The following is a 21,745-nucleotide window of genomic DNA, read 5'->3' as shown; positions in this document are numbered from 1 at the left end:
TTTTGAGTGGCATTCGCCTACTGTCAGATCTGACAGTATTTATGACCACTCATCGGAAAATTGACTTATGAAAATTTCGAAGAACCCGGTTCGACCTCAAAGCGCTCGCTATCAATCCAGTCAGAGCCTTTTTCAGCATCGGTGAGGCTCTGCCTGAATCGAAACCATTGCCCTCCCGCCATCAGCAACGGTCCGGACTGCGCTTGCCAGCCGTTCAAGGGATCGACGGGAATGTTCGCGGTCAATACCAGATCCGGGTTGAACCAGCTCACGACTGCTCCGACGCCTTGGCGACCGTTGCCTGCCAGGGACACCGGGTTAGCCACCCAACTACCTGGTGCCGGCACCTCAATGGTGGGCTCGTAAGTGTTCAAGACAATCGGCCGCGTTGCCGGCGCCGATTCGAATTCACCGAGCGCCGAGACCACCTCCAGCAAAGAATCGCCACCAGGCTGGTCGAGTTCCAGCCTCACCCACCAAGTGCGATCGGCCCTCACAGGGGCACTTTGATGTGCACTGCCCACCTTGACCGTGACTGTGTCGCCCGACACGCCGAAACCGGACACAACCAATACCCGCCCGGCATGATCATCTGTCGTCGGGGATTCGATATCAGGTGCTTTCGGGACGACCTGATAGGTCACCCGATCACTATCCCTCGAAGTTTGCGGGTCACCGTCATTGTCGTAAATTTGCAGGGCCCAGATGGTTTTATGACCCACCGGCAAGGTCACCACAACACTCCATTCGCCTTCGCTATTTACCTCCGCTTCGGTGAGTGGCGCAGAAGTATCGCCGAGCATCCACACTTCGACCTGTGCGTACGGCATCCCCTTCCCGGAGAGCGTCGAGGTGCGTGACAACTTTTCTCCGCCGTTCGGACAAGTAATCTCCGGAGGGAGTACAACTGCCTTGAATTTGCATTGCTCACTTCGCTTGAAAGGTCGCTCGTAGATCGTTTGCTCCGCCTGAATGACATGCTCGTCAAAAGCCAGACCGGTGAGGTCGATTGACCATTTATCATTGTTGGTGAGCCTCTGCGGCAAAGTCAGATACTTCCCGAATCGGGCATCCCACAATCGCATCGTGGCGCCCTCCATGCCGCCCGAGCCGGTGACGGATATGTCACGGGGTACTTCACTGCCTTGCAGCGGATAAGTGATGACCGGTTGGGCTATCACAGGATAAACCGTGAAAGTCCTGTCCACTTTCGGTGAATCAAGCCCTTGGGCAACCTGATGCACTTCGATCTTGTGAGGGGTATTCACGCTAAAGGGGGTGGGTCGCTGGAACGTCCAGACCTTTGCAACGACGTTCACTTTATACGTCTGTGGATCATCGCTGAAGTTGATGTACACCTCCGCTCCCGACCAACCGCTGCCGCTGAATACCGGGGAAAGGCCCTCTTCGGAAGGTACGTTGAGTTCGGGCGCCAATGGCGGAATAGTGACGTTGAGGACGCACCAGGTGGGTGACCATTGACCATTCAAAACTTGTTTGATGTGGACTTCCCGATTGTTTGTGGGTCCCCACTCTGCCGAAGCTGTGGTTGACCATTCATTACCGACAACATCTTTCGCTGGCGCGGCCAGGTTGGCACTGTTGGGATGACGAACGTGCACCGTGGCGCCATTGAAACCTTTGCCACTGAAGGTTGGCCGGTATTCCACGGTGTGCTTCAAATCGCTGACATCAGGCAGCGCTTTGTTCAGAGTGAATTCCAGGGGCAGCGATTCGATCCAGCCGCCAGCACCGTCGGTAAGTTTCTGAACAATTGTCAGCTTGTATGTACCAACCGGCCAGTTCGTTGCGATGGTTTCCCATTTGCCATTCGCCACGACAACAGGGGGCGGAGGTGTTGCACTCGGGTCACTGTCGATAGTGAACTGCACTGTGGCGCGGTCATGGCCCGCTCCAGAGAATTTCACTGTGGTGTCAGTGGGATAGGTGACGACAGGGTCGGCCAACTTTGGAGGGCGGATTTTGAAGGCGCGGGCAGCGCTGGGCGTCGATGGAACGCCATCCACTTCCTGCACTGCTACAAGGGACAGCACTCCTGGGGCGAGGCCTGAAAGTGATGCGGTCCAATCTCCGGCCGTCGCACCGGGAATACTGATCAACGGCGGATTGCCGGACAGATCCTTGAAAACCTTGATGGTCGCATTTGCCACCGCGCCTTTCCCAGTGAGGGTGAACGATGTGTTTTGTATGCTTGCTGCAGGAGGACCGGCGATCAGAAGCACGGGAGGCCGGATTTGCAGTGACAACGTTTGGCTACGGCCTGAGCGGACGTTATTCGAAATCTGTTCGACGACGAGATTGAGCTTACCCGACGGTACTCCAGTGAGCGGAATACTCCAGGCACCATCGCCCGCTGGCACGGTGCCCGAGCCATAAAGCGGAGTGTCACCCACAGGGGGCAGCACCTCCAGCCGGGCGCCGGGCGTACCGTTGTTACCTTCCAACAGGAAAGACTGATCGTTCAAGGAAGACGGTAGTGGTTTGAGGACCACAGGTGGGGCCAGCACCGTGAAGAGCACAGGTAATGTATATATGCTGGTCGTACCGACATGAGAAACCAAAGCACTGACCGACACGGGACCATTGAGCGTATTCGCTGTAAGAGGCGCTTGCCAGTTTCCTTGGCCATCAATGGTAGTTTCAGCGCTCAGAACTTCACCATGATGGGGAGGAGACTTGACGATGAGCACCTTCGAGTTCGGAGCACCGATGCCACGGAAAATCAGGCCGTTAGCGAGTTCAGGAGTGTTGGGTCTCGGAAAAGTCAAGATTGCTCGATAGATCTCCATTGGCGCTGTACGTTCAGAATACTGTCCGTCGAGTCTCTGAAGTACTTCGATTCTGCTTTTGTTTACGTTAACGGGGAAAGTGATCGCCCCACTCCATTTTCCGGATGTAACAGGCGCCCCCCCAATTACTCCAGTCGGCGTACCCGCGACATAAATAAAGACATACGCTCCGGAAATACCTGTGCCTGCGCCGGGATAAGGTGAACCGGAAATGTTTTTGATCAGATTGATGGTCGGGGGGGGAGGAGGTATGGAATCAAGAGAGACGTCAGAACTCTCGACAGGGAAGTCAACCTGTTCGGATCCACTTTCAACTTCGCCACCCCCTTGTGGGACTTCCAGGGACTCGCCAGGCGTGTCCTCATTTGTACCGTCATTAGATATGGACATAACTGTCTCCTGGACTGTTCAAGAATGGCGATGCTGAGTGCAAAAAATCCTAGGGCGAACTCGTGCACTTGCGCACCTGATACTTCTGACAGTCCCGACCAACGGCAACACTTCCCACAACCTACTCTGACTGCGTCCTGCAAGGGGAGTGACAGCGGGCTACATCGATCACTACTCAAAAAAGCCGCTACTGCGCCGTCGCGCAATTACGTGAATCGTGGCATGCAGATACTCATGGTCGCGCCTGACGTTAACCCCGAAGCGATGGCCATTCAAACCTACTAAACCTTTTCTTCGGTCAGCATTCTGCTGCTCGACCCCGTGACAGCCCCGAAGACAAGCCAAGGCATCTGACGATGGCGATCTATCAATTGAGAGAGATGGGAGTTATTACAGGTGGAGAAGGCGCTGGATCAGGAGCGAGTGATCGCTGTGGTCTGGTTTTGGATCAGGGGAACCTGTGAAGACTCCATCGTTCGCAAGCCCGCTCCGACAGGGTCTGCGTCGACAGCAGCTCTCATGCACAGTGCCAAACTTACAGGCGGCGGCTTACCAGCAATGGCAACAGCAAGCGCCGCCGAAATCAAGCCGAAGCCGGCAACGGCTGAAAACTGAAATACTGCCGCAACGCCTGCACCAACTGGCCAAACTCCACCGGCGGCTGCAGGAGAATGAACCCGGCGTCGTAATGCAGTGGTGTGGCGTCTTCATGGCACCAGACGCAACACGCGGTGAAGTCCATGACCTGTTGGCAGCCATCGCTGGCGGGGATTTTCAGGCGTAGCTGGAAGTCCACGCCCACCATCATCGGCAACTGGCTGATCAGCATCAGCCCGTCTGCGGAGACATTGCCGAGAAAACCGATCTGTTTGTCGGTAACGGTATTGAACACTCTGAGGAAATACGGCAATTGATGCCGTTCGATCCGGCGGTCGGTAAACATGCGCAGTTCGCCATGCAAGGCTCCGTCACAGAGCCGCACCTTTGCTTCGGAACGTTCCTGCATTGCAGGCCCGCTCTCCCCGCTTCCGGTGTGACGGTCGCTACGTCGCCGTCACTTGACCACTTGCCAGTCGCAGGTGTTGCTCCGGGTTTACAGATTCGGCTCTAAACCCGGGTTATTCGACTATAGCTCAGCTTGTACACACGGCCAGATTTTGTATGACAACTGTCATCAGAAGCGGGTCGGGCGCACCACGGCAGCGGCACTGCGCGTCGGGTAATGGCCCAGGCTCTGCAAGGTTTCCAGACGCGCGCGGGCGCGGAAGGCGTATTCGCTGTTCGGGTAAGACGCAATGATGAACTGGTAGGTCTGCGCCGCGTCGACAAACATCTTCTGCCGTTCCAGACACTGGCCGCGCATCATCGACACTTCCGGCCACACGTACGGGCGGGCACGGCTGGCGCGTTCGACCTTGGACAGTTCGAGCATGACCTGCTCGCAATTGCCGCGGTCATAGGCGCTGTAAGCGTTGTTCAAATGATGGTTCATCGACCAACGGGTGCAGCCCGTCACGGCGAGGACGCTGAGGGCAAGGGCGGCAATGGGCAACAATCGCATGGGGGTTCTCCTGTCTTGTGCTCTGTATCGACCCACGGTCGGAAATCTTCAGGCGCGTTTGTCCCAAAGTTGCCTTGTTCAATAAAGAAACCATTAAGTAGTGCAAACGAACAATGACTACACCCTTCGAGCATAGTAGCCTTCGCTAGCGCTTGAACTCAGGAGTCTTTGCATGTCCGTCCGTCGTACCAAAATCGTCGCTACCCTTGGCCCGGCCAGTAACTCGCCGGAAGTTCTCGAACAGCTGATTCTGGCTGGTCTGGACGTTGCCCGTCTGAACTTCTCCCACGGCACCCCCGACGAGCACAAGGCTCGCGCGAAGCTGGTGCGTGACCTCGCTGCCAAGCACGGCCGCTTCGTCGCCCTGCTCGGTGACCTGCAAGGCCCGAAAATCCGTATCGCCAAATTCGCCAACAAGAAGATCGAGCTGAAGATCGGTGACAAGTTCACCTTCTCCACCAGCCATCCGTTGACCGAAGGCAACCAGCAAGTGGTCGGCATCGACTACCCGGATCTGGTCAAGGACTGCGGCGTGGGCGACGAGCTGCTGCTCGACGACGGCCGTGTGGTGATGCGCGTTGATACCCAAACTGACGACGCATTGCATTGCACCGTGACCATCGGCGGCCCGCTGTCCGACCACAAAGGCATCAACCGTCGCGGTGGCGGCCTGACCGCGCCGGCCCTGACTGAAAAAGACAAGGCCGACATCAAGCTCGCCGCTGAAATGGAAGTCGACTACCTCGCAGTGTCCTTCCCGCGTGACGCTGCCGACATGGAATACGCCCGTCAACTGCGCGACGAAGCCGGCGGCACTGCCTGGCTGGTGGCGAAGATCGAACGTGCTGAAGCCGTGGCCGATGACGAAACCCTCGACGGCCTGATCAAGGCGTCCGACGCAGTGATGGTTGCCCGTGGTGACCTCGGTGTGGAAATCGGCGACGCCGAACTGGTGGGCATTCAGAAGAAAATCATTCTGCACGCACGCCGCCACAACAAGGCTGTGATCGTCGCGACCCAGATGATGGAGTCGATGATCCAGAACCCGATGCCGACCCGCGCCGAAGTGTCCGACGTGGCCAACGCCGTGCTCGACTACACCGACGCCGTGATGCTGTCTGCTGAATCCGCTGCCGGTCTGTACCCACTGGAAGCTGTGCAAGCGATGGCGCGCATCTGCGTTGGCGCTGAAAAGCACCCGACCGGTAAAACGTCCAGCCACCGCATCGGCAAGGAATTCACCCGCTGCGACGAAAGCATCGCACTGGCGACCATGTACACCGCCAACCACTTCCCGGGCGTCAAAGCGATCATCGCCCTGACCGAAAGTGGCTACACCCCGCTGATCATGTCGCGTATCCGTTCTTCGGTGCCGATCTATGCGTTCTCGCCGCACCGCGAGACTCAGGCGCGCGCAGCCATGTTCCGTGGCGTGTACACCGTACCGTTCGATCCGGCCTCGCTGGAACCGCACGAAGTCAGCCAGAAGGCGATCGACGAACTGGTCAAGCGCGGCGTTGTGGAAAAAGGCGACTGGGTCATCCTGACCAAGGGCGACAGCTACCACACCACCGGCGGCACCAACGGCATGAAGATCCTGCACGTGGGCGACCCGCAGGTCTGAGTGATGCGCTGAAAAACCAAAGCCCCGCCATGTGAATGGCGGGGCTTTTTGTTGTCTGCGTTGAATCCGACCGGTTCTTTCAAGTCGATGTATAACGCATTACACCTCGGTCGGCTCCCTCTGGGAGAGGGCTGGGCGGGCGGCGTTCCAATGAGGGTTGGCTTTTCAATGCCGTTTGATAAACCCGGTCAACGCCGCCATTGCTTCCGGCGAACGAAGGCGCTGGGTGAACAACACGCCCTCCTCCTCGATCACCTTGCGAATCAACTCGCGATCCGGGGCTTTCATCAATTGTTTGCTGATGCGCACCGCTTCCGCCGGCAATTCTTCAAAACGCAATGCCACTTCCCGTGCCTTGCGCAACGCCGCTTCACCACTGCCCAACGCCTCAGTGGCAATCCCCCACTGCGCAGCCTGTTCACCGCTAAATCCTTCGCCGAGCAACAACAACTCCGCCGCTTTGGCCTGCCCAAGCAAACGCGGCAGGATCAGGCTCGAGCCGAATTCCGGGCACAACCCAAGATTGACGAACGGCATGCGCAACCGCGCATCGCCGCTGACGTAAACCAGATCGCAATGCAACAACAGCGTGGTGCCGATGCCCACCGCCGCGCCGGCTACAGCGGCAATCACCGGCTTGCGGCATTCGAGCAGATTGAGCATGAAATGAAACACCGGGCTGTCGAGGTCGCTCGGCGGTTGCTGGATAAAGTCGGCGATGTCGTTGCCGGCGGTGAAGCACGCGGCGCTGCCGGTGATCAGCACGGCGTTGATCTCAGGATCGCCATCGGCCTGCTTCAGCGCTTCGGCGAGACGGCTGTACATGGCGCGGGTCAGGGCGTTTTTCTTGTCCGGGCGATTGAGCCGCAGGGTCAGCAAACCGCGTTCGCGCTCCAGCAGGATGGCATCAGTCATGGCGTGTCTCGCGTCTGAAATTCAGCGCTCAACCACGGCTCAAAAATACGTCGGCCAGCAGTTGGTTGCGCGGCAATCCGGCCAGGTACAGACGCCTTGCGAAAGCGTCGACACTGGTCGTCGAGCCGCAGACTAAGGCCAGGGTTTGCCGGGAAACAAGGCGCAGTTGCGCCAAAGCGGCGGCTGAGTCGGCCGCCGCCCACAGTTCGACAGTGAGGTTTTCGCGCTGTGCGGCCAGTGCGGCAAGGGGTTTGGCCAGATAGTGTTCATCAGCGTCATGAGCCACATGAATGACGCGGATCGCGCCTTGGTGATCCTGACGCAAGGCTTCGCGCAGCACGCCGAACAACGGGCCAAGACCGGTGCCGGCGGCGAGCAGCCATAGCGGCCGGCTGTGCCAGTCGGGGTCGTAATGCAAGGCGCCGCCGCGCAATTCGCCAAGGCGAATCGCGTCGCCGATCTGCAAACGTCGCGCCGCATCACTGAATTCGCCTGGCTGACGGCAATCAAGGTGGAATTCGAGAAAACGGTCTTCTTCCGGCAGGCTCGCCAGCGAATATGGCCGAGCGATGTGATCGATCCACAACACCAGATGTTGCCCGGCGCTGTAGCGCAACGGCCGTTGCGGGGTCAGACGCAAGCGCAGGACGCTGTCGCTGAGCCAGTCCAGCGCCTCGACCACCGCCGGGCGACCGTCGGTGACCGGGTCGAAGGTGTGCACCTGCAAGTCTTCGACGACCTGACACTGGCACGCCAGACGCCAGCCTTGCTGACGCTGTTCGGCGCTCAAGGCGTCCGGGCGATTGTCGGTGGGCAGGCCTTGCACGCATTGCACCAGACAGGCATGACAACTGCCGGCGCGGCAGCTGTAAGGCACAGCGACGCCGTTCTGATTGAGGGCATCGAGCAGATTGCTGCCCGCCGCCACTGACCATTGTCGTTCACCGACGCGAAGTTCAGGCATCGACGCTCTCCCACGCGGCCGCACAACGATTGCGCCCGTCACGCTTGGCCCGATACAACGCCTGATCGGCACGCTGCAAGGCGTCGTCCAGATCATCGCCCAACGCCAGCAGGGTCATGCCGGCCGACAGGCTGAGGTTGCGCACATTCAGTCCGACCAATTCGACGTCGGTGAAGGCGATGCGCAGACGCTCGCAACACGCGGTCAGCCGTTCGGCATCGCAATCGGGCAGCAACAGGACGAATTCCTCACCACCATAGCGCGCCAGCACATCGCCGTCGCGCAGACAGGCTTGGGCAACGCAGGCGAAGGCCTGCAACACCTGATCGCCGGCGGCATGGCCGTGCAGGTCATTGATGCGTTTGAAGTGGTCGAGGTCGATCAGTGCCAGACCGTGCACGACATCATCGTCCATTGCATTGAGTTCACGTGTGGCCAGACGCAGAAAGTGCCGACGATTGAACAGGCCGGTCAATTCGTCGGTGGCAACCAGATCTTCGAGCTGACGCATCATCCCGCGCAGGGTGTCCTGATGCGCCTGCAAGGCAAACCGGCGCTGGCGCTGGCGTTGCCGCGAAACCTGGACGAACCGTGCGTAAAGCACCAGCCACGCCAGCACCATCGCCAGAATGCACACCTGCAGGGCAGCAAGCGCCGGTTCGCGCAAGCGGAAGTGGTAGCCGTCCCACAGGGTGATCGCGCAGAAACTGAAGAACACCAGCAGTGCGCAGCGGATGAACGCCCGTCGACTGAGATGGAACAGGCCGAACAGCAGGATCAGCACGTAGAACACCAGAAAGGCGCCACGGGCTTCATCCAGATGGGCGATCAGCCAGGTCTGCCAGCCGAGACCGACCAACACCTGCGCTTCGGTCAGGCTGGGATCGGCAAAGCGCAGGTTGCGCCCGCTCCAGAACAGCGCGAACAGCACCGACTGGCTGATCACCACCAGCGCACTGCCAATGGTCACGGAGCTCAGGGACTGGGCGTAATGTCCGGTAAAAAACGCCAGCCACAGCAGCAGCAAAGCCAATCCATAGGTGGCTGCAGCGAGGGCAAAGCGTTTGAGCAAAAGACGTTGAATGGCGTTATGGGTCAATCGTTGACTCACCGTGCGAAAAGAGGCTGACCGAGTGTCCTACTCTACAGACCGGCTGCCACTTTAGAGGCGTAGTCGATAAATGACCACCGATTTTCGGGCTCGAAATTTGACGTCAAAAGTGTGGCCTGCGTCTACCGTCAAAAGCCCCTCACCCTAGCCCTCTCCCAGAGGGAGAGGGGACTGACCGAGTTGTTTTTCCGAGTTACACCGACCTGAAATACCAAGCCGAACTCAGGCTTGAACAACATGAAGATCAGCTTCCTTTCCCGAGTCGAACTCAGGTCTGAACTACATGAAGATCGGCTCCCTTTCCCCCTCGCCCCCTTGGGGGAGAGGGCTGGGGTGAGGGGGTAGATGCTGAAGTGCAAACCCGATGTCCGATATTCGCCCACCCATGCGACCAACGAATGACTGCCGGCGCGTGTATGCCCCACCGAGGCGCGGTATACTGCCGCGCCTTTTTAGCGTCGCGCCAGCAGCCCCGGCGTGCCCGGCCCCAAGGGCCAGCTTCAAGTTGCAAGCTTCAAGCCGCTAGCTCAAGCAGTCCGCGTACTGCTCCAACTTGCCGCTGAAAGCTTGAAGCTTGTAGCTGCCCCATAGAATGTTCCCGTCTTTTAGAGGAGCGCGACTCATGACCGTGATCAAGCAAGACGACCTGATTCAGAGCGTTGCCGACGCCCTGCAGTTCATTTCCTATTACCACCCCGTGGATTTCATCCAGGCGATGCACGAAGCCTACCTGCGCGAAGAATCGCCAGCGGCCCGTGACTCGATGGCGCAGATCCTGATCAACTCGCGCATGTGCGCCACCGGCCATCGCCCGATTTGCCAGGACACCGGTATCGTTACCGTGTTCGTGCGCGTCGGCATGGACGTGCGTTGGGATGGCGCCACCATGGGCCTGGACGACATGATCAACGAAGGCGTGCGTCGCGCCTATAACCTGCCGGAAAACGTCCTGCGCGCCTCGATCCTCGCCGACCCGGCGGGCGCTCGCAAAAACACCAAGGACAACACCCCTGCCGTGATTCACTACTCCATCGTCCCGGGCAACACCGTGGAAGTGGACGTGGCGGCCAAAGGCGGCGGTTCCGAGAACAAGTCGAAAATGGCCATGCTCAACCCGTCCGACTCGATCGTTGACTGGGTGCTGAAGACCGTTCCGACCATGGGCGCCGGCTGGTGCCCACCGGGCATGCTCGGCATCGGCATCGGCGGCACCGCCGAGAAAGCCGCAGTCATGGCCAAAGAAGTGTTGATGGAATCCATCGACATTCACGAGCTGAAGGCCCGTGGCCCACAGAACCGCATCGAAGAAATGCGTCTGGAGCTGTTCGAGAAGGTCAACCAGTTGGGCATCGGCGCCCAGGGCCTCGGTGGCCTGACCACCGTGCTCGACGTGAAAATCATGGACTACCCGACCCACGCCGCCTCGCTGCCGGTGTGCATGATCCCGAACTGCGCCGCCACCCGTCACGCGCACTTTGTGCTCGACGGTTCCGGCCCGGCCTCGCTGGAAGCGCCTCCGCTGGACGCCTACCCGGAAATCGTCTGGGAAGCCGGCCCGTCGGCCCGTCGTGTCAACCTCGACACCTTGACTCCGGAAGACGTGCAGAGCTGGAAGCCGGGCGAAACCGTCCTGCTCAACGGCAAAATGCTCACCGGTCGCGACGCCGCGCACAAGCGCATGGTCGAGATGCTCAACAAGGGTGAAACCCTGCCGGTCGACCTCAAAGGTCGCTTCATCTACTACGTCGGTCCGGTTGATCCGGTCGGTGACGAAGTGGTTGGCCCGGCGGGCCCGACCACCGCAACGCGGATGGACAAGTTCACCCGGCAGATCCTTGAGCAAACCGGCTTGCTGGGCATGATCGGCAAATCCGAGCGCGGCCCTACCGCGATCGAAGCGATCAAGGACAACAAAGCCGTGTACCTGATGGCCGTTGGCGGCGCGGCTTATCTGGTTGCTCAGGCGATCAAGAAGTCGAAGGTGCTGGCATTCGCCGAACTGGGCATGGAAGCGATCTACGAGTTCGAGGTCAAGGACATGCCGGTCACCGTCGCGGTGGACAGCAAAGGTGAATCGGTACACATCACCGGCCCGGCGATCTGGCAACAGAAGATCAGCGAAAGCCTGGCGGTAGAAGTGCAGTAAGCCCTTCGCTCCAATAAAAAACGGCCGGTTCATCCGCAGGGATGAGCCGGCCGTTTTTTGTATGTGTAACACTCTCGCGATAAAAAACCTGCCGAAGCACACAAAATGATCTTGCGCACCTGTCAGATCTGACAGGTTCATTTCAGCGCCATTCTTGTTAGCGTCAACCCATTCACGCCCAACCTGTGCGCAATGGATTCGACCATGGCCGAGCAACAAGAGCTGAGCATCACCACGCCTTCCATCGCCAAAAGCGCATCGATCGCCACCATCGGCAAAAGCTGGGGCGCCGTGGGGCCGACCGGCGCGGCGTCGTTCGATCTGCCGATTCCCGTTTCAGCCGGGCGCGGCTGGGATCCGCAATTTGCACTGGTCTACAGCAGCCAGAGCGGCAACGGTCCTTTCGGCCTCTCGTGGAACCTCAGCGGCGTAGGACAGATCAGCCGCCGCACCAACAAAGGTGTACCGCGTTACACCGACCACGACGAGATCATCGGCACCGATGGCGAAGTGTGGATGCCGGAGCTTGAGGCCGATGGCTCGATCAAATCGCGCGTGGAATCGCACTACAACGGTGTCGAGACCGGCCCGCACGACGTGGTGCGTTACTCGCCGAAGATCGAAAGCGATTTTGCCCTGCGCGAGCGCTGGCAGCCGCAAACGGAAAAAGCAGACGCCGGCGTGTTCTGGCTGATCCACGGTGCCGACGGCTCGCTGCACCTCTACGGAAAAACGGCCGCGTCGCGCATTGCCGATCCCGATGCACCGCAGCGAGTCGCCACCTGGTTGCTCTGCGAAAGTCTGAACGCTCGCGGCGAACATATCTGCTATGAGTACAAGGCCGATGACGAGGATCCCGCCCCCCTGCATGACTATCGAGCTCAGCGCTATCTGCGCCGCGTGTGCTACGGCAACTTCACCGCCAGCAGCGACCTTTACAGCTGGACAATAGACAATCCCGCCGACCTGGACTGGCACTTTCATCTGCTGTTCGATTACGGCGAGCGCAGCCCGTCACTGACCGAAATCCCGGCGTATGACGGGGCCCCATTGAAACCCTGGAATGTCAGGCCGGACCGTTTCTTGACCCACGGCCAGGGTTTTGAACTGGGCACACGCAGGCTTTGCCGGCAAACGTTGATGTTCCATCACTTTCCAAAGTCCCCAACTGACCGACCGAAACTGGTGCGCCGGCTGCTGCTGGAATACCACACGCCGCAGAACGTTACGCAGTGGGCTTACAGCCAGATCAGCGCGGCGCATTATCAGGCCTTCGATGCCAGCGGTGTTGTCGAAAACACACCACCGATCGAGTTTGAGTGCGCCCCTTTCGACCTCCGGAAAACGCCGTCTCGTTTGTTGGAAGCGAGTGTGCAACCCGGAATCGAAGACGCTGACTCTTTCCTTTGCGTCGATCTTTTCGGCGAAAGTCTGCCGGGGTTTCTCTGCCGCCATGACCAATGCTGGTACTACCGCGAACCGCTGCGAGGCAAGCCCGCAACGGATGAAATCACCTACGGGCCATGGACCGCACTGGACAAGATTCCGGTGGCCGATCGCATCCGCGCCGTGCTCCAACTGCTCACCGACATGACCGGCGACGGCCGCCTCGACTGGATCAGTGCGCAACCGGGCAGCAGCGGTTTCCGCACGCTGACCGCACAGCACGTATTCGCCGATTTCGTTCCCTTTGAAAAATTCCCGCTGGAGTTTTTCAACGCACGCTCGGTGCGGGGTGATTTCAGCGGCGACGGCCTGCTCTCCATTGGCTTGATCAGCCCTCACTCGGTCAAGGTCTACGCCAACCGACGCGAACACGGTTTCGCTGCCGCCGAAGAGGTCGCGCACCAGCCAATCGACGATCGCTTGCCAGTGTTCAGCGACTCCCCCACCGAACTGGTGCTGCTGGGCAATCTGCTGGGCAGCGACATGCCTGAGCTATGCCGCATTCGTCACGATGAAATCCGCTGCTGGCCGAACCTCGGTCATGGACGTTTTGGCAAAGGTCGCAAGATCTGCGAGTTGCCGTTCACCTACGAGCAATTCGATGCGTCTCGCGTACGTCTGGCTGACCTTGACGGCTCCGGCACGGCGGCATTGATTTATCTGAAAGCCGACTTTTTCGAGATCTACCTGAATCGCGGCGGCAACGGTGTGGAGCAGATTCCTGTTCTGGTGCCGTGGCCCGAGGGCGTGCGCTACGACCGCCTCAGCCAGGTCAGTTTTGCCGACCTGCAGGGCTTGGGGTGTGCCAGCCTGATTCTGACCGTGCCGTACTTGAAACCGCAGCATTGGCGCTACGATTTCGTCGACGCGAAGCCCTACCTGCTGACCGGCAGCAATAACAACATGGGTTGCAGCGCCGAGGTGGTCTACCGCAGTTCAGCGCAGGAATGGCTGGATGAAAAACAGCGCTTGCTCAGTCTCAAGCGCCTGCCGGTTTCACACTTGCCGTTCCCCGTGGCGGTGGTCAAAAAACAGCAACAGCTGGATGAAATCACCGGCAATTGCCTGACCCAGACCTTCACTTGGCGCGAAGGCGTCTACGACAGTCGTGAGCGCGAATTCCGCGGTTTCGGCCTGCTGCAACAAACCGACAGCGAGAGTGCCAGCGGTGACGACGACGTCGGCTTCAGCGAACCGGTGCGGGTGTGCACCTGGTTTCATACCGGACAGTCGATGGACCGGTCGCGCGATGGCTATTTCAATCACGACCCCGAGGCTGTGCCGCTGGGCAACACGCTGTTCAGTCGTTATCACGCCGAGGATGACTGCGAAGAACTGATAGCTGCGCCGGACGAGGACACCCGCTATCAGATCGCCCGGGCGCTGGTCGGCTCAGTCATTCGCACTGAAACCTGGGCCGATACCGAGGTGGATGCCCCCGGAATCGCCACACCCTACGCGGTCCAAGAGTCACGTTATCTGGTGCGCGAAGTGACCGCCCAAGGCCGCTATGCCGGCTTGATCGTGTTACCGCTGCTGCTGGAGAAAATCAGCTATCAGTACGACCGGTTCGTCGACGACCCGCAATGCCGCCAAGAGGTAAATCTGCGCTGGAATATCCATGGTCAGTCAACGCATTCACTGGTCATCAGCTTCGCCCGGCGCCTCACCGAAATGGACCAACCGCCGTTTGTCGATCTCGATGAGCGGCAATGGTGGTACGACGCTCACGACGAAGCCCAGCAATCGTTTTACCTGAGTGAGATCCGATCAGCGTTCATTGATCTGCTCACTGACTTGCAGCATTGGCGACTGAACTTGCCCTATCTGCAGCGCAGCAATGCGCTGGTCTTGCCCAAGGGCACCCTGCCCGGCGGGCTTACACCAGCGCAAGTTTGCTATGAAAGCCTGATGGCGCATGAAGATTCGCCGAGCTGGAATACCGAGCGGGTATTGACCACGCAGTCGGTGCAACGCTATCTGGATACCGACGGAACGCTGCTGGACGACGGCGTGGCCGGATTCGAAGCTCTGGTCGGCCCGCTGGAGCTGGCGCAACTGGACAAAACTGCACTGGACGCTTACAGCGTACTGCCCCCGCCATTCAACGTGCGGGACGAACTGCAAAAGATCGGTTATCTGCCGATGCCTTTCCTGTTCTGGGTGAGTCCATTGGGCGGTACGGAGCACGACCTGTGGTCGGCCAGTTTCGGCTATGCCGAATACGCTGGCCTCGACGGTTTCTACAAAGTACAGCGTTATCGCGAAACCCTCAGCCATGGCTACACCCGCGCCGAATACGACGCGCACGCACTGGCCGTGACGCGGGTGGTGCTGCCGGACGGCTGCACCACCCGCATTGAGTACGATTACCACGCGCTGCAACCGCTGAAGATCTTCGATGCCAATGACAACGTTCAGGAAGCGATCTACGAGCCATCCGGCCAGCCGATCGCCAGCAGCTTTTTCGGCACAGAAAACGGCCAGCCTGCCGGCTTCTGCCCGCTGGACAAGTACAGCATTCCAGAAGACCGGCGCCCGGAGACGGCCATTGCCGACCCGGCCGCTGCCGTACAGAAAGCAGCGAGCACTCTGCGCAAGGACCTGTTCAGCTGGATGGGCCAGATTGCGAATGACACCAGCGCTGCCAACGAATGGATTGCCAGCGGTTATTTGCTGCCCAGCGGCCACATCAGGGCCAGCGCGCGCCGTCGACTGGCCCAGCGTCACGGCAACCTGACGGCTGCCGAGCAGGCACTGTACGAGGCGATCGTTGCCGCCTGGCGCGAACCGGTGCACAGCGTCATGCTCACTGCCGACCGTTATCCCTACGATCCAGTGTCAGCGCTGATCCAGATCATCAAAGCCTGTGTCGACGGATTTGGCCGAGAACTGCAGACCCAACAATTGGTCGATCCGGGGATCGCCTATGCCGTGGACGCCAAAGGCTGGTTGATCGTAGAAAACGGCCAGTTGGTAACGGTTCAGGCAGACCCGCGCTGGCGCATCAGCGCGCGGGTCGAATACAACAACAAGGGCTTGCCGGTGCGGCAGTTCCGAGCGTTTTTCGCCGACACCCACCGTTACGTCAACGATGGATCCCTGCGCGAATCGGGCTTTTTCGATCAGTTGTTCTATGACGCTCTGGGGCGCCAGATCAAAGTGGTCAACGCCAAAGGCGACTTCTCCCGCGAGATGTACCATCCCTGGTATCACGCCAGCGAAGACTTCAATGACACCGCAGAGTCGCCTGCGTCCGCCAGGACTTCACGGCCATGACCGCCAACGTGCATCGACGTACCCCGGCACTGGCCGTGAGCGACGCTCGGGGCCTGCCGGTGCGCCAAATTGCCTACCTGCGCAGCGCCGTCGGTGACGTGGCCGAAACCCTGCTAACCCGTCAGACACACGACCACGCTGGACATCCGGTCGCGCAATATGACCCACGCCTGCCGGCCCCGTGTCTGGTCACGGTCTACAGCCTGAACAGTGCCGTGTTGAAATCCGCCAGTGTCGACGCCGGCTGGCGCCTGAACTTGCCGGGCCTGGCCGGTGAACCTTTACAGCGCTGGGATGAACGTGGCAGCCATTGGCGCACGCGCTTCGATGAGCAATTGCGCGTCGTGGCCGTCGAGGAAAACGCCGAGGCCGATGTCGATGTGTTCACCTACGCCGATGCCTCGGCCGATGCCGCGCACAACCAGCGCGGCCAGTTGCTGGAACAGCAGGACCGCTCGGGTTCGCTGCGCGCCGACAGCTTCGCCCTCACCGGCCAGCCGCGGCAAGAGACGCGCACCTTCCACGATGACGCAGCGTTCACCCGTCATCAGGTTTTCAGCCCATTGGGCGCGCTGCTGGAGCAGACCGATGCCGGCGGCCATCGGCAACAGTCGCGCTATGGTCTCGCCGGGCAACTCAAACACACGCAGTTGCTGATCAACGGCAAGACCGATTGGCAACCGGTGATACTGGACGCGCAGTACAACGCGGCCGAGCAGATCACCGAGCAACTGGCCGGCAACAAGGTCCTCAGCCAATGGAGCTATGACCCGGCGGACGGTCGCCTGCACACCCAGTCCAGCCGCAAGAGCGGCGGCGATGTCCTGCAAGACTTCGAATACTTTTACGACCGCGTCGGCAATATCACCCGCATCGAAGACCACGTCTTCCAGCCACGATATTTCGCCAACCAGTTCATCGACGGCCATCGCGATTTCATTTACGACTCGCTTTCCCGCGTGACCAGTGCCACGGGTTACGACGACGCCCCGCCCTCCGACATACCCGGCCTGCCGCAACCGGGCGACCCGAACAATCGCCTCAACTACACCCGGACGTATAAGTACGATCGTGGCGGCAACCTGATCGAACTTCGCCACGTGCGCGCCGGCAACAATTCTACTCGGCAGATGCGCATCGACCCGAACAGCAATCGCGGAGTGCGCTGGAAACCGGGTGATGCAGAACCGGTGTTCGATGTCCTGTTTGATCGACACGGCAATCAGCAAACGGTGCAACCGGGACAACCGATCACCTGGAACGCCCGCAACGAAGTGCAAAAGGTGACCCTGATAGTGCGCGCAAACGAGCGCAGTGATGCCGAGCACTACGACTACAGTCAAGGCACGCGTGTCCTCAAACACTACGAAACCTTCACCGCCAGCACCGAACATTTCCAGCAGGTGCGCTACCTGCCAGGTCTGGAAATCCGTACGCGGGATAACGGCGAAGAACTGCACGTTATCAATCTCGGTAACGCGCGCTGCCTGCATTGGGTGGCGAAAAAACCCGAAGGCATCGACAACGAGCAACTGCGTTACAGCCTCGAAGACCACCTTGGCTCCTGTGTCATGGAACTCGATCAACAGGCACAAGTGATCAGCCAGGAAGGCTATTACCCCTTCGGCGAAACGGCGTGGATGGCTTGTCGCAACGAAGTAGAGGTGAGTTACAGATTCATCCGTTATTCGGGCAAGGAAATGGATGTCAGTGGGTTGTATTACTACGGTGCGCGCTATTACGCACCGTGGTTGCAGCGCTGGATCAGTGCGGATCCGGCGGGGGATGTGGACGGGTTGAATCTGTACGCGATGGTGTCGAACAACCCGATCCTGTTCATCGATAACGGCGGCACCAAAAAAGACCTCCCCTCGGATGACAAGAGGGACATCGTTGACTACACAAAAGTCCTGGAAAACCTGGGCAGTGAACTCCAAATGGTCAATCGTCAGTTGAATGGAATGTTCAACTCTGCCGACATTGGCAAACGCTTTGCCATAAATACAGGCTTCAACATCGTAAAAGGTGCGGTCACCTCTGCAGCAGGGGCAGCGGGTGCAGCACTCGGAACTGTAGTACCTGTAGTCGGGACGATGGTCGGGGGGATACTCGCATCCAAAGCTGCCGGCGCGGCAATAGACAAGCTGGGCGAATATACAACCACTTCGACACCGATCTTGCCCAGCACCGAAAAACTGGATCCGAAGAGCATTCACAGTAACGCGACTGTCGGCTTTTTCACGCCCCTGAAATATGCAAACAAATGGGTGAAGTCATTTAATCCGAAAACCTCCGCGGGACAACAAAAACTGGCAGAAACAATCACTGAGAAAGTCCTTACCAAAGTCGCGGAGATACCTGCTGCGAGTGAGATGATGGCTATTGCCCACTCAAGCATAGACTCAACGAAAGCGCTGGTTGGTCTCAGGGATATCGAAATCAATGATCTCAGAACAGCGCTGGTTTTAATTACCGAGATGCTGGAACAGGATCGAAGCGATGTTAATGCTGCTTTCAGCAATCTAGGGGTCAACGAGTTTTATGACGAGGGAGTCATGGGCTCAGTCGGTTTTATCGTCGACCTTGCGACGGGTAACGTCGGAACCCAGGACGCTATGTCAATCAGTCGCGACCGGATCATGAATGGCATTTCGGTGCGGCTGGCAGAAGCAAGGCGGGGTATCGAACTGATTGGCAAATATAGCCAATACAACCAAAAAGCGGCCTAGTGAGTTTTTTCTGTTCGACACTTTTTAATTTGTGGTTTCGCGGCTGGATGAATGGCGAGCGCCCTCTCCATGAATAGATCAACGCATTTCCGTACACCTACCGTGCAGGCTAAGGATCCTCGGTTAGTCGCGGTCAGACATATCGCATATCTACGTGCAACGTGGGATGGAGAAGTTGAGCCACTAATCACCCGCCACCGCCACAACCCTGCCGGACACTTGGTAGAACAATGCGATCCACGGCTGTTCGATATTACGTCCTGCCCCAATCTGAGCAGGATCTACAACTTCGCCGGCGAGGCACTGAAAATCGACAGCGTCGACGCTGGCTGGCGCCTCACTCTGCCAGGCCTGGCCGGTGAACCTTTACAGCGCTGGGATGAACGTGGCAGCCATTGGCGTACGCGCTTCGATGAGCAATTGCACATCGTGGCCGTCGAGGAAAACGCCGAGGCCGATGTCGATGTGTTCACCTACGCCGATGCCTCGGCCGATGCCGGGCACAACCAGCGCGGCCAGTTGCTGGAACAGCAGGACCGCTCGGGTTCGCTGCGCGCCGACAGCTTCGCCCTCACCGGCCAGCCGCGGCAAGAGACGCGCACCTTCCACGATGACGCAGCGTTCACCCGTCATCAGGTTTTCAGCCCATTGGGCGCGCTGCTGGAGCAGACCGATGCCGGCGGCCATCGGCAACAGTCGCGCTATGGTCTCGCCGGGCAACTCAAACACACGCAGTTGCTGATCAACGGCAAGACCGATTGGCAACCGGTGATACTGGACGCGCAGTACAACGCGGCCGAGCAGATCACCGAGCAACTGGCCGGCAACAAGGTCCTCAGCCAATGGAGCTATGACCCGGCGGACGGTCGCCTGCACACCCAGTCCAGCCGCAAGAGCGGCGGCGATGTCCTGCAAGACTTCGAATACTTTTACGACCGCGTCGGCAATATCACCCGCATCGAAGACCACGTCTTCCAGCCACGATATTTCGCCAATCAGTTCATCGACGGCCATCGCGATTTCATTTACGACTCACTTTCCCGCGTGACCAGTGCCACGGGTTACGACGACGCCCCGCCCTCCGACATACCCGGCCTGCCGCAACCGGGCGACCCGAACAATCGCCTCAACTACACCCGGACGTATAAGTACGATCGTGGCGGCAACCTGATCGAACTTCGCCACGTGCGCGCCGGCAACAATTCTACTCGGCAGATGCGCATCGACCCGAACAGCAATCGCGGAGTGCGCTGGAAACCGGGTGATGCAGAACCGGTGTTCGATGTCCTGTTTGATCGACACGGCAATCAGCAAACGGTGCAACCGGGACAACCGATCACCTGGAACGCCCGCAACGAAGTGCAAAAGGTGACCCTGATAGTGCGCGCAAACGAGCGCAGTGATGCCGAGCACTACGACTACAGTCAAGGCACACGTGTCCTCAAACACTACGAAACCTTCACCGCCAGCACCGAACATTTCCAGCAGGTGCGCTACCTGCCAGGTCTGGAAATCCGTACGCGGGATAACGGCGAAGAACTGCACGTCATCAATCTCGGTAACGCGCGCTGCCTGCATTGGGTGGCGAAAAAACCCGAAGGCATCGACAACGAGCAACTGCGTTACAGCCTCGAAGACCACCTTGGCTCCTGTGTCATGGAACTCGATCAACAGGCACAAGTGATCAGCCAGGAAGGCTATTACCCCTTCGGCGAAACGGCGTGGATGGCTTGTCGCAACGAAGTAGAGGTGAGTTACAGATTCATCCGTTATTCGGGCAAGGAGATGGATATCAGTGGGCTGTATTACTACGGCGCCAGATATTACGCACCGTGGCTACAGCGCTGGATCAGTGCGGATCCGGCGGGAGATGTGGACGGGTTGAATCTCTATGGTTTTGTCGGCAACAACCCAGTGCTCCATGTCGACCAGACGGGGACTTCAAAAGTTGTTTTCGACTTGATCAAACAAGCCGTCGGTATATTCAATAGCGCAAAAACAGCGACAGAACAGTTGCACAATTTAACCACCGAATTCGATGGTTTGGTCCCGGAGGGCGCGAACATCGAAGAACTTCGCGAACGTATGACGTTTGGCGAATTCATCAAATCCAGGCACGGCATCAAATCAGTCTTTTATGGCGCCGGGAAAGGTATGGTCATTGGCGGCTTTATTGGCACCGCAGTACCGGGCATTGGCAACGTCATAGGTTCAGTCGCAGGAACGATTGCGGGTGCAATCGTTTTCCCGGTACTTCGCTACCACTTTTTCAAGAAGGGTTTGAAGCTGGCGGAGACGCTGCACACGCAGGAACTCAAAGATGGCTTGAATACACTAGGCCAGACGGTTTCAAACCTGGCGGAAGGCGCAGAGGATTTTATCAAAGGTGGCAAAGCCCTGATCGACAGCATCAAAAACTTCGCCGACACCCTCGAAGCCTATCCGGACCGTATTCAGACAACATTCTATAGTCAGTTTGATTCACTCTCCCCCGAGCTACAACGCCGTGTATTGAAACTGATGAGAGAAGGGATGGATCCGTTTGAGTCAATCACTGAGGTAAGGAAAGTAGCGGAAGATACGGGGGGCAATCCGGTCGCCAGCGCGGGATCCCCAGTGGTGCTTGTTCTCGATTCGGAGGGTACCTTCGTGCCTCCTGGTGCCACAGGAGCGACAAGTGCGCGCAGATCCAGCTCATATCGGCGCAGCAGGAGCGAGTCGTTTACACAAGCCAAAAATGAGACGTACGCGTAACGTCAGCTCGAGCGCC

At 58.8% G+C, this 21,745-nt stretch carries 11 protein-coding genes; 5 read left to right on the top strand and 6 right to left on the bottom strand.

All coding sequences use genetic code 11. The features are described 5' to 3' along the window. Positions 1–65 precede the first annotated feature (65 nt). The 3 genes from ACI514_RS01945 to ACI514_RS01935 all read right to left on the bottom strand — a co-directional run bounded on the left by ACI514_RS01945 (position 66) and on the right by ACI514_RS01935 (position 4,761). A complete protein-coding gene (locus tag ACI514_RS01945; RefSeq protein ID WP_405122988.1) occupies positions 66–3,200 on the bottom strand; it encodes a hypothetical protein in 3,135 nt (1,044 codons plus the stop codon). A 583-nt stretch (positions 3,201–3,783) separates the two neighbouring features. After that, positions 3,784–4,143 carry a PilZ domain-containing protein gene (locus ACI514_RS01940; protein ID WP_160060131.1) on the bottom strand — a complete coding sequence of 120 codons (360 nt, stop codon included), beginning with the start codon at positions 4,141–4,143 and terminating at the stop codon, positions 3,784–3,786. 231 nt (positions 4,144–4,374) lie between these two features. Further along, positions 4,375–4,761 (bottom strand): tol-pal system YbgF family protein, encoded by a 387-nt coding sequence (locus ACI514_RS01935; protein ID WP_160059201.1) that lies wholly within the window; start codon positions 4,759–4,761, stop codon positions 4,375–4,377. Between the two features lie 172 nt (positions 4,762–4,933). On the opposite strand from ACI514_RS01935, the gene pyk reads away from it, so the two are divergent. After that, positions 4,934–6,385 (top strand): pyruvate kinase, encoded by a 1,452-nt coding sequence (gene pyk / locus ACI514_RS01930; protein WP_122589649.1) that lies wholly within the window; start codon positions 4,934–4,936, stop codon positions 6,383–6,385. A gap of 165 nt (positions 6,386–6,550) precedes the next feature. Here pyk and ACI514_RS01925 read toward each other — a convergent pair whose 3' ends face one another. Genes ACI514_RS01925 through ACI514_RS01915 form a run of 3 tightly spaced genes read right to left on the bottom strand, consistent with a single transcriptional unit; the run spans position 6,551 to position 9,363 of the window. Further along, entirely contained in the window at positions 6,551–7,300 is a 750-nt protein-coding gene (locus ACI514_RS01925) for an enoyl-CoA hydratase-related protein (protein WP_405122987.1), read from the bottom strand. Between the two features lie 28 nt (positions 7,301–7,328). After that, positions 7,329–8,264 (bottom strand): iron-sulfur-binding ferredoxin reductase, encoded by a 936-nt coding sequence (locus tag ACI514_RS01920; protein WP_160059203.1) that lies wholly within the window; start codon positions 8,262–8,264, stop codon positions 7,329–7,331. Then, on the bottom strand, positions 8,257–9,363 hold the full coding sequence (locus tag ACI514_RS01915) for a diguanylate cyclase domain-containing protein (RefSeq protein WP_405122986.1): 1,107 nt from the start codon (positions 9,361–9,363) through the stop codon (positions 8,257–8,259). Before ACI514_RS01915 ends, ACI514_RS01920 begins: the two co-directional genes overlap by 8 nt. A gap of 634 nt (positions 9,364–9,997) precedes the next feature. Between ACI514_RS01915 and ACI514_RS01910 the strand changes: the two genes are divergently transcribed. From ACI514_RS01910 to ACI514_RS01895, 4 genes are all read left to right on the top strand, one after another. Next, positions 9,998–11,521, top strand: a complete 1,524-nt coding sequence (locus tag ACI514_RS01910) for a fumarate hydratase (RefSeq protein WP_007916251.1) — start codon at positions 9,998–10,000, stop codon at positions 11,519–11,521. Positions 11,522–11,725: 204 nt separating this feature from the next. Further along, the gene (locus ACI514_RS01905; RefSeq protein ID WP_405122985.1) at positions 11,726–16,246 is read left to right on the top strand and encodes a SpvB/TcaC N-terminal domain-containing protein; all 4,521 of its coding nucleotides are present in this window, start codon (positions 11,726–11,728) and stop codon (positions 16,244–16,246) included. Further along, on the top strand, positions 16,243–18,975 hold the full coding sequence (locus ACI514_RS01900; protein WP_405122984.1) for an RHS repeat domain-containing protein: 2,733 nt from the start codon (positions 16,243–16,245) through the stop codon (positions 18,973–18,975). Before ACI514_RS01905 ends, ACI514_RS01900 begins: the two co-directional genes overlap by 4 nt. Positions 18,976–19,026: 51 nt before the next feature. Beyond that, complete coding sequence (locus ACI514_RS01895) at positions 19,027–21,729, top strand: RHS repeat domain-containing protein (protein WP_405122983.1); 2,703 nt, start codon at positions 19,027–19,029, stop codon at positions 21,727–21,729. The last annotated feature ends 16 nt before the right edge of the window (positions 21,730–21,745 follow it).

Source organism: Pseudomonas sp. M20, from assembly GCF_045037865.1.
Taxonomy (GTDB): Bacteria; Pseudomonadota; Gammaproteobacteria; order Pseudomonadales; family Pseudomonadaceae; genus Aquipseudomonas.
This window is presented reverse-complemented; position numbering and strand designations above follow the sequence as displayed.